This is a genomic window from Streptomyces sp. SID486, assembly GCF_009865385.1.
In the GTDB taxonomy this organism is placed as follows: domain Bacteria; phylum Actinomycetota; class Actinomycetes; order Streptomycetales; family Streptomycetaceae; genus Streptomyces.
In genome coordinates this window covers 1-7,829 of record NZ_WWJT01000522.1, presented here as the reverse complement: position 1 = coordinate 7,829, position 7,829 = coordinate 1, and the positions used below count along the sequence as shown (strand labels likewise).

Here is a 7,829-nt window from a genome sequence, read left to right as displayed (position 1 = left end):
CTTCCCCGGCCGTGGCTCACCGGCCGCGCCGCCCGATCGGACCGCACTGCGCCGGGCGTGGCGGGCCGGCCGCGTCGCCCGATCGGACCGCACTTCCCCGGGCGCGGCGCACCGGCCACATTGCCCGAACGGACCGCACTTCCCCCGGCGCGGCGGACCGGCCGCGCCGCCCGAGCGGACCGCACTTCGCCTGGCGTGGCGGGCCGGCGCGTCGGCGCTCGTCCGGCTTTCGGCCATGGGACGCGCCTTTCCCCGGGGGCACCGCCGGCCCGCCCCGTCCCATCCGCCGCCCGCGCACGGCGGCCGGACCTGCGCCTGCGCGGTTCCGAACCGGTGCGCGCGAGGCCGGCGAAGGGGCCGGCGGCGCCCGGCGCGCGCCGATGGTGACCGGGTACCCGCTTGCCGGGCCCGCGGCGCTGGACGAGCATGCTCCCACCCGCTGTTCGACGGGGAGTGGCCCATGCCCCCGAGTGCGACAGTAGTGATCGCGGGCCGTACGCAGCCCGCGGCACGTGGATGCCGGAGTCCCGTGTCTTCCGAAAGGGCTGGACGTGCCAGAGCCGCTTGACGCCGTGACCCATGCCGCCGCCGCTACGCCCGTGTCCCCGGCCGAGGTGACCACGCCGCCGACGGTCGGTGTGGAGGAGGAGTTCGTCCTGGCCGAACGGCGCTCCGGGGCCGCCGTGTTCCGGGCTCCGTCCGTCGTGCGGGCCGCCGGTGGCCGGCTCGGCGCCTCCCATGTCGTCGCCGAGGTCTCGCAGGCCCAGGTGGAGACCGTCAGCGCGGTGTGCCGTACCGCCGCCGAACTGGAGGCGGAGATCGTACGGTTACGAAGGGGTGCGGCCGGGGCCGCGGCCGAGTACGACTGCCTGCTGGTGCCCACCGGCACCCCGGTCCTCGGCAGACCCGGTCCACCGCCCGTCGTGGACAAGCCGCGCTACCTGGCCTTCGCACGGCGCTTCGGACCGCTGATCGAGGACCAGGGGGTGAACGCCTGCCACGTGCACGTCGGTGTGCCCGACCGCGAGGAAGCCGTCCGGGCGGTGAACCACCTGCGCGGCTGGATGCCCTTGCTGCTGGCGATCACCTGCAACTCCCCCTTCAGTGACGGGACGGACACCGGATACGCGAGCTGGCGCGCCATGGTCTGGGGCCGGTGGCCGGCGGCGGGGCCGCCGCCGTATCTGCGGGACGTGGCCCACTACGAGCGGATCGTCGGCTCGCTCGTGGCCACCGGGGCGCTGATGGACCCGGCCATGACCTACTGGCACGTGCGGCCTTCACCGCAGCTGCCCACCATCGAGGTGCGCATCGCCGACGTGCTGCCCGACGCCGCGACCACCACCGCCTACGCGCTCCTGGTGCGCGCCCTCGTCAGCGGCGCCGTGGAGGCGGTGCGGGCCGGTGAGACCGCGCCCGACGTCCCCGACCCGCTGCTGCGGGCGGCGTGCTGGCAGGCGGCGCGCTACGGGACGGCCGGCACCCTGCCCGCCACCCACACCCGCGACTGCGCACCGACGGCCGTCGGCCGGCTGGTCGACGAGCTGTGGAAGCGCGTCGAGCCGCAGCTCAGCGATCACGGTGACGACCGGTGTGTGGGTGACTGGCTCGGCGAGGTCCAGCACCGGGGCAGCGGCTCCGCCCGGCAGCGGCGGATCGCGGGGCGTCACGGGGGCTGCCTGCGGGCCGTGGTCGACGCGTTCGCCGTCGAACCCCTGTGAATCCTCAGGCACTTCAAGGGATCAACGCATCCGAGGGTGAAGGGCGTTAACCGACGTCACCTCTTGACGGTGTTGGTCCAGACCTCTAGGTTCACGGGCCAACGGCTTCTACGCATACGCCTCGCAGTCATGTACGTGAACTTCTGTGTTCACGGCATGTCCTTCCCCTCACCCCCCACCCGGCCCCTGCCCCGAGCCGGTCGAGAAGGGACCATCGGATGCAACAGCTGAGATCTGGCGCGGCGCGCGTCCCCCTGTGGCTGGCCTTCCTGCTGGCGACACTGGTGAGCCTGGTGGCACAGCCGCCCGCCCACGCGGCGCCCGCCGCACAGCCGTTCAGGGTGCTGGCGCTGTACAACGGCACCTGGGACGCCGCCCACATCAGCTTCGTCCACGAAGCCAACAGCTGGTTCCCGCAGCAGGCGGCCGCCAACGGCTTCACCTACACCGCAAGCAACGACTGGAACCTGCTCGCCGACGGCGGCGTCGACGGCTACCAGGTCGTGCTGTTCCTCGACGACCTGCCGCAGTCGGCCGCCCAGCGCGCCGGGTTCGAGCGGTACATGCGCAACGGCGGTGCGTGGATAGGCTTCCACGTGTCGGCCTTCACCACCGACGCGCAGAGCTGGCCCTGGTACCACGACCAGTTCCTGGGCAGCGGTAACTTCCGGTCGAACACCTGGGGTCCGACCACGGCCGTCCTGCGGGTGGAGGACCGTACGCACCCGGCGACGAAGAACCTGCCCGCCACCTTCACCTCGTCCGTCAGCGAGTGGTACAGCTGGTCCAACGACCTGCGCCAGAACCCCGACATCAAGATCCTGGCCTCCGTCGATCCCGGCAGCTTCCCCCTGGGCACCGATCCCGGCCAGACCTGGTACAGCGGCTACTACCCGATCCTGTGGACGAACACCAAGTACCGCATGCTGTACGCGAACTTCGGCCACAACGCGATGAACTACGACACCGGTACGGCACTGTCCTCGACGTTCGCCAGCGCGACACAGAACCGGTTCCTCCTGGACGGGCTGAAGTGGCTGGGCGGAGGGCCGTCCACCCAGCCGCCCTCGGACGGCATCTCCGAGACCTCCTGGTACACGCTGCGCAACAAGGGGAACGGCGCCTGCGTCGACGCCCGCGCGGCGGGCACGGCCGACGGGACCGTCGTCCAGCAGTACGCCTGCAACTCCACGACGGCACAGCAGTTCCAGTTCCGGGCCACCGACGGCGGCTACCTGCGCATCGCCAACCGCGGCGGCCCGCAGCCGGTCGTCGACGTGACCGACCGCTCCACGGCCGACGACGCACCCCTGCAACTGTGGTCCTGGGCCGGGGGGACGAACCAGCAGTGGCTGCCGGTGCGGGAGGCCGACGGACAGTACCGCTTCAGCGCCCGGCACAGCGGGAAGTGCCTGACCGCGCCCGGCGCCGCCACCGACAGCGCGCGGCTCACCCAGCGGACCTGTGACGGCTCCGCCGCCCAGAGCTTCCGGCTGACGGCACAGCCCTGACGCCCGCCGGCGCCGGGGCGGCGCCGTGCCCGCCGCCCCGGCAGCCCGCGGGCGGCGGGCACGACACGCCGATTTGCCTTCGAGCGGACTCCAGCCGCCACACTGAGGGCGACGGGAACCCGTCACGAGGACAGAACGGCGGCAGCAGATGGCGACGACGAGCGGTGCGGGGCATCCCCTGCCGTACGACACCTACCGGGACGCGGTGGAGCGCGAGACCCGGCGTTTCGCCGAGACCGTGAGCGGCGCGGACCCGGCGAGTCCCGTGCCCTCCTGCCCCGACTGGACGCTCGCCGATCTCACCCGGCACGTCGGAGCACTGCAGCGCTGGTTCTGCACGCTGCTGACCCGGCGGGTGCAGGAACCGCCGCGCAGCCGCGACGTGGAACTGGGCCTGCCGGGCGATGCGCGGGACTACGCCGGCTGGGTGGCGGCCGGGGCGGCCGAGGTGTCGGCCGTGCTGCGGGACACGGACCCCCTGGCGGCGATGTGGGCCTGGGGCGAGGACCAGCACGCACGGTTCTGGGTCCGCCGGATGCTCTTCGAGACACTGGTGCACCGGGTGGACGCGGAGCGTGCCGTCGGCCGGGAGACGGACATCGAGCCCGTGCTGGCGGCTGACGGGGTGGACGAGTTCCTCGTCAACCTCCCCTTCGCCGGGCTCTTCGCTCCCGGTGTGACCGCACTGCGCGGTGACGGCGAGACCCTGGCGTTCCGCTGCACGGATTCCGGCGGCGCCACCGGCGAGGAGTGGCGGGTGCGGCTGGACCGGGACGGTTTCCGGCTGCTGCCGCGCACCGGGGGCGACGCGGCCTCCCGGCAGGACACGGCGGCGGTAGGGGGCCGGGCGGCCGATCTCCTGCTGCTGCTCTACGGACGGCGCTCGTACCGGGAGCCCGTCTTCGACGTCTCGCCCGGGGGCCCGGTCCTCGACCGCTGGTTCTCGCACACGGCCTTCTGAACCGGCGGCGGCCGTGCCGTGCCGGCACGGTCGGGACCCGTCAGGCCGGTGACGCGGGAGGCGCGGACGGGCTGTCGGCGGGGCGGCGTACGGCGAGCGCCGCGATGTCGTCCTGCAGACGGTCGCCGCTGTAGTCCAGCAGGTCGTGGTGGAGCCGTTCGAGCAGCTTGCGGGGCGACAGGGACCGCCAGGCACGCAGGCGCTGGAGCAGCGGGTAGAACGCGCCGTCCGGGTCGCGGGTCTCCGTGATGCCGTCCGTGTACAGCAGGAGCTGGTCGCCGGGCCGGAAGGCGTAGGTCTCGACGTGGTACGGCTCCCCGACCAGTACCCCGAGGTTCAGCGGCGGGGCCGAACGGCCGTTGTCCAGTTCCCGCACCTCGGCCGGGCCGATGAGCACCGGCGGCGGATGACCGCAGTTGACGACGCGGATCAGTGCGGACTCCGTGGGGATCTCCACGAAGACGGCCGTGACGAACCGTTCGCCCACCTCGTGTCCGCCCAGTTGGGCCGCCCTGCGGGTCATGCTCGTCTCCACCCGGTCGACCAGGGCGGGCAGGGCCGGTTCGTCGTGGGCCGCCTCACGGAACGCGCCGAGCAGGGCCGCCGCGGTCTCCACGGCCAGCAGGCCCTTGCCCCGCACGTCGCCGATGAGCAGCCGGACCCCGTACGCGGTGGGGACGGCCTCGTAGAGGTCGCCGCCGATGCGCGCCTCGGCGGCGGCGGACAGGTAGAGGCTCTCCAGGAGGAGATCGCCGATCCGGTGGGGAACCGGCCTGAGCAGGACCCGCTGGGCGATGTCGGCCACGAAGCGCACGTCGGCCAGGGTGCGTTCCCGGTGGGTGCGGTGCCCGGCCAGGATGGTGCCGAGAACGCCCACCAGAGCGGTGCAGATGTAGGCGGCGACGTAGTGGCGTTCCCACAGGTAGCCGACGGGCCGGCCGGCACAGCAGGGGGTTCCGGCCAGGACCCCCTCGAGCAGGACCGCGAACAGCGTGGCGCCGGCGACGACGAGGGGGCTGTGGGCGAACGCGGTGACCAGGGGAAGGGCGATCAGCACGAAGCTCACCGGCCACTGCACGGGCGTCACGGGCTCCAGCAGCAGGATGACCGCGACGTACAGGACCGGCAGCCACCGCAGCCACGCGGGGGGCGCCGGCAACCGCGTCCGCGCACCGGCGCCGGTCTCCGGCTCCCGACCGGTATGTCCCGACTTCGGCATACGTGGTCTTCGCACACGGACTCCTGTCACAGGAACTCGACAAGACTCCCAGCCTGGCGTGCCGGCCCGCGGCTCGCCGGTGATTGCTCCATGCAACGGCATGTTCCGCCAAGGGCATTGACTACGCGGTGGCGTATTGGTTGAGTGGCTCAGCCACTCAACCACCTTCCCGTGTTGCCGGAGGCCCGGATGGAAGCGCTGCCACGCGAGACGATCGTCGACGTACTGGAGAAGAGGCTGCGGGAGGACATCCTCGACGGCCGCCACCCGGCCGGCAGCTATCTGCCGCCCGAGCGTGAACTGGCCGACGGTTTCGGGGTCACCCGCACCACGCTCAAGCACGCCTTCGGCCGGCTGGTGCAGTCCGGTCTGCTGGAGACCCGGCACGGAGTGGGGACGCGGGTACGGGACTTCCTCCGGCTGGGCGGCGCCGATCTGCTGCCGATGCTGGTGCGGCACAGCCCGGACTGGATCGGTGAGATCTTCGAAGTGCGCCGCAGCATCGGCGCGTTGATCGCCGAACGCGCGGCGGACCGTGCCACGCCGGCGCATGTCGCCGAGTTGCGCCGGCTGCTGGCGGCCGTGGCCGACGCGGACGGCGGCGACCAGGCGCAGCTCGCGGACGCCGAGGTCCACCGGGCCCTCGCCCGCGCCACGGGCAACCGGGTGTACGTGCTGCTGACCAACACCCTGTTCAACGCCTACCTGCCGGTGCGTGCCGCGCTGGCAGGCCCGTTCGAGGACGCCCGTACCGCGCACGACCGCCTGGCGCCGGTCGTCGAGGCCGTCGCGGCGGGCGACGGGCAGGGCGCGCGCAGCGCCGCGGGCGACTACCTGTCGACGACGGAACGCCTGATGCTGGAAGGGCTCGCGCGCTCCGGCGGACGGCGGGGGGACGCCCGGTGACCGCGCGGGGAACACTGTTCCGGGAGACGATGCGGGGCCGGGTCCGGCTGGCCGGCGAGGCGGCCGACCGCCCGGTGCGGCTGGACCTGCTCGCCCGGTGCGACGGTTTGCTGCTGCCCCATCGCACGACCCGGGCCCGGCTGACGGGACGCGTCCGGATAGCCGGCCGGGCCGACGACCCGCGGGTCACGGGCGAGTTGGAGATCTCACCGCTGGCGCGCCGCAGGATCCGCTACCGGCTCGGCTTCGACCTGGAGGGACGGCGGCTGCTGCTGGACGGCTGGAAGTCGGTGTGGGCCACCCGCCCGCTGACCTCGCTGACGGTACTGCCGTACACCCTGTACGAGGACGGTGCGCCCGTCGGCGCGGGCACCCTGCGCTTCCCCCTCGTCACCGGCCTGCTGCCCTTCCTCGCCGGTTTCCGGTTCCCCCGGGCCCCCCGGCCCGAAGCCGGCCCGCATCTGGCACCGCGCTGGGACGGCACCCCGGGACGGACCGAGGTCTGGTACACCACCCTCACCGATCCGGCGAGCGGCAGCGGACTCTGGCTGCACCACGAAGTGGTCGCCCCGCACGACGGCACACCCGCCTACGCGCACGGCTGGGCAGCCCTGTTCCCGAAGGACGGCCCGCCCGCACACGCCCGCTTCGGCCCCACCCCCTGGACCGGCCCCGCCGACGGCTTCACCGCCGGGGACACCCGGGTCGCACCCGGCCACCTCACCGGCTCCGCCGGGCCGTTCACCTGGGCGCTCACCGAACAGCCCCAGGGGCCGCCGCTGCACACCTTCCCGCGCTGGTCCTGGCGGCGTCCCCGGCTGCCCGCCGCGCACATGCTGCCGGCCACCCGGGCCCACTACAGCGGAACCGTCCGCCACGCCGGAGGCGAACTGCGGATCACGGCCGCGCCCGGCGCGAGCGCCCGCATCTACGGGCACGGCAACGCCCGCCGCTGGGCCTGGCTCCACGCCGACCTGGGCGGCGGTGACGTCCTGGAGATCGTCGCCGCGGTCCCGCACCGGCGCGGACTCGACCGGCTGCCGCCCCTGGTGTTCCTGCGGCTGTACCGCGACGGCCGCACATGGCCCCGGCGGGCGGAGCGGACGGCCGTGGGCTGGGCGGGTGCCGGCCGGTTCCGCGCGGACATCGGCCTGCCGCGATGGCGGGTGCGGGGCCGTGCGGGACTGCGCCGCATCACGGTGACGGTCACACAGCCGCCGGACGCGACGCTCGCCCTCGGCTACACCGATCCGGACGGTTCCACGGCGGTGTGCCGCAACAGCGAGCGCGCGGACGCGGACATACACCTGGAGCGCTGGTGGGGTCACTGGCGGCCGGAGGCGGCCTGGCGGCTGTCCGGCACGGCGCACGCGGAGGTCGGCGACCGATGAGCCCGGCACCCACGGACCCGGCGCCCGCGGCACTGGCGGGACTCGCCGCCGCGTTCCTCGCCGACGACGGCACGGCCGACCGGATGGGGGCCGTGCCCCGGCGCGTCGCGGCCCTGCTCG

Annotated in this window: 6 protein-coding genes; 5 read left to right on the top strand and 1 reads right to left on the bottom strand. The window is 73.8% G+C overall.

Annotated features, from left to right (window positions below; translation table 11 throughout):
• The first annotated feature begins 551 nt into the window (after positions 1-551).
• The 3 genes from GT045_RS24100 to GT045_RS24090 all read left to right on the top strand — a co-directional run bounded on the left by GT045_RS24100 (position 552) and on the right by GT045_RS24090 (position 4,193).
• On the top strand, positions 552-1,721 hold the full coding sequence (locus GT045_RS24100; RefSeq protein ID WP_161335416.1) for a glutamate--cysteine ligase: 1,170 nt from the start codon (positions 552-554) through the stop codon (positions 1,719-1,721).
• Positions 1,722-1,939: 218 nt separating this feature from the next.
• A complete protein-coding gene (locus GT045_RS24095) occupies positions 1,940-3,232 on the top strand; it encodes a ThuA domain-containing protein (protein ID WP_161335415.1) in 1,293 nt (430 codons plus the stop codon).
• 148 nt (positions 3,233-3,380) lie between these two features.
• Positions 3,381-4,193, top strand: coding sequence for a maleylpyruvate isomerase family mycothiol-dependent enzyme (locus GT045_RS24090; RefSeq protein WP_161335414.1), 813 nt, complete (start codon positions 3,381-3,383; stop codon positions 4,191-4,193).
• A 40-nt stretch (positions 4,194-4,233) separates the two neighbouring features.
• On the opposite strand, the gene GT045_RS24085 is transcribed toward GT045_RS24090, so the two are convergent.
• On the bottom strand, positions 4,234-5,352 hold the full coding sequence (locus GT045_RS24085; protein WP_237538827.1) for a PP2C family protein-serine/threonine phosphatase: 1,119 nt from the start codon (positions 5,350-5,352) through the stop codon (positions 4,234-4,236).
• A 249-nt stretch (positions 5,353-5,601) separates the two neighbouring features.
• Between GT045_RS24085 and GT045_RS24080 the strand changes: the two genes are divergently transcribed.
• Together GT045_RS24080 and GT045_RS24075 are read left to right on the top strand one after the other, a co-directional pair.
• Positions 5,602-6,318: an FCD domain-containing protein gene (locus GT045_RS24080; protein WP_161335413.1), complete on the top strand. Its 717-nt coding sequence runs from the start codon at positions 5,602-5,604 to the stop codon at positions 6,316-6,318.
• A complete protein-coding gene (locus GT045_RS24075; RefSeq protein ID WP_161335412.1) occupies positions 6,315-7,709 on the top strand; it encodes a hypothetical protein in 1,395 nt (464 codons plus the stop codon). Before GT045_RS24080 ends, GT045_RS24075 begins: the two co-directional genes overlap by 4 nt.
• Positions 7,710-7,829 lie beyond the last annotated feature (120 nt).

What these genes read in the sequence shown, in the direction of transcription:
- GT045_RS24090 (WP_161335414.1), top strand. Translation starts at nt 3,381, where the DNA reads ATGGCGACGACGAGCGGTGCGGGGCATCCCCTGCCGTACGACACCTAC.
- GT045_RS24095 (WP_161335415.1), top strand. Translation starts at nt 1,940, where the DNA reads ATGCAACAGCTGAGATCTGGCGCGGCGCGCGTCCCCCTGTGGCTGGCC.
- GT045_RS24080 (WP_161335413.1), top strand. Translation starts at nt 5,602, where the DNA reads ATGGAAGCGCTGCCACGCGAGACGATCGTCGACGTACTGGAGAAGAGG.